This is a genomic window from Bacillus sp. JJ1503 (assembly GCF_036965125.1).
In the GTDB taxonomy this organism is placed as follows: Bacteria; Bacillota; Bacilli; order Bacillales; family Cytobacillaceae; genus Cytobacillus.
Genome location: NZ_JBALOZ010000526.1, coordinates 1 through 1717, shown reverse-complemented (window position 1 = coordinate 1717; position 1717 = coordinate 1). Strand labels below are relative to the sequence as shown.

The following is a 1717-nucleotide window of genomic DNA, read 5'->3' as shown; positions in this document are numbered from 1 at the left end:
CTGGATATTTATGTTGAAAATAACTTTGTCGTATAGTATATTAATGGAAATTAGAGGTGAGTATAATGCATTCTTATAAGATTATTATGTCGTTCTCACAATTACATCATCATATCAAGTAGCCTTGCTATCCGATTTTAATAATCGTCAATAGGAAGGCTATTTATCATTAAAACCGTATTTGATTAAGTTCAACACTTAAATCAGGTGCGGTTTTTTTATTTATTAAAAAAATTTGGAGGTTAAGGAATATGAAGAAAATGGATTATCAAAATGTGAAGGGTACACAAGATTATTTACCTAATGATGAAGTAGTACGAAGAAATATTAGAAGAACTTTAGAAGACGTATTTATCCAATACGGATGTAACCCCCTCGAAACACCTATATTAAATTACACGGAATTGCTCGCTTCAAAATATGGTGGAGGTGCTGAAATATTAGAAGAAATGTACACATTAACGGATAGAGGAGAAAGGGATTTAGCTTTAAGATACGACCTTACTATTCCCTTTGCAAAAGTTGTTGCTATGAACCCAACATTGAGGATGCCTTTTAAGAGATATGAAATTGGTAAAGTATTCAGAGATGGTCCAATCAAATCGGGACGTTTTCGTGAATTTACTCAATGTGATGTTGATATTGTGGGAGTGGAATCACAAATTGCTGAAGCAGAATTAATGGTTATGGCATTAGATGTATTCCGTAAACTCGGGTTAAAGGTAATGATTCAATATAACAATCGGAAATTATTAACGGGTATGTTAGAAGTGTTTAATACAGAGGAGGACAAAATAAATAAAGTTGTTTTAATCCTTGATAAACTTGAAAAAGTAGGATTAGAAACGGTAACATCGGAGCTGACTGAACAAGGTCTTTCACCTTCCACTGTCCAATCCATTAAACAGTTTTTGAACGATAAAAATAATAAAAGTTATAGCTACTTTGAGCCTTTTGCAAAACAAAATAAACAAGTTGAACAAGGATTAGAAGAATTGAAAGAACTGGAAACCTATTTAGCTTTCCTAGGTGTTAATGGTAAATGTGTATTTAATCCGTTCTTAGCAAGAGGATTAGAGATATATACTGGCACTATTTATGAAGTTTTTTTAACAGACAAAACCATCAAGTCTAGCATTGGCAGTGGTGGTAGATACGACAATGAAATTGGTGGACTCATTGGTACAAAAGAGAAATTCTCTACGGTTGGAATATCATTTGGTTTAGATGTCATTTATACCGCTTTACAATTATCGAAGGATAGCACGCTAGAAGAATCGAATGTCGATTTTTACATTATACCAATGAATACTCAAAAAGAATCATTATTAGCAGCAAGTTATTTAAGAGAAAAAGGGTATACGGTGGAATTGGAAATGGGGAACAAGAAGTTAGGTAAAGCCTTAGATAAAGCAAATAAAGAGAAAGTACGTAATGTTATCATAATTGGAGAGGAAGAAGTAAAAAATAATCAATTTAAAATCAAAGATATGTTAACTGGTGAAGAAAAAACTGAAGGTTTCCTTTTTAATAAATAACTTTTCTTATTGAACAATAGCGTTAGTTAAAGCAGAATCGAATTATTTTAGGGTTGGTTCCATATTATAATTATTCAATTAAGCCAGCCAATAGAAGTTTCAGTGATTTCAGCAAAACGGGATCAAGTCCCACGGGCGCTATGTTCTATTCCGACTACCCCTATAATAAAACCAAATAA

General features: G+C 32.4%; 1 protein-coding gene. It reads left to right on the top strand.

Going from position 1 to position 1717, the window contains the following annotated elements; genetic code table 11:
- The first annotated feature begins 251 nt into the window (after window positions 1–251).
- The gene (locus V7149_RS26245) at window positions 252–1538 is read left to right on the top strand and encodes a histidine--tRNA ligase (protein ID WP_335348488.1); all 1287 of its coding nucleotides are present in this window, start codon (window positions 252–254) and stop codon (window positions 1536–1538) included.
- Window positions 1539–1717: the final 179 nt, after the last annotated feature.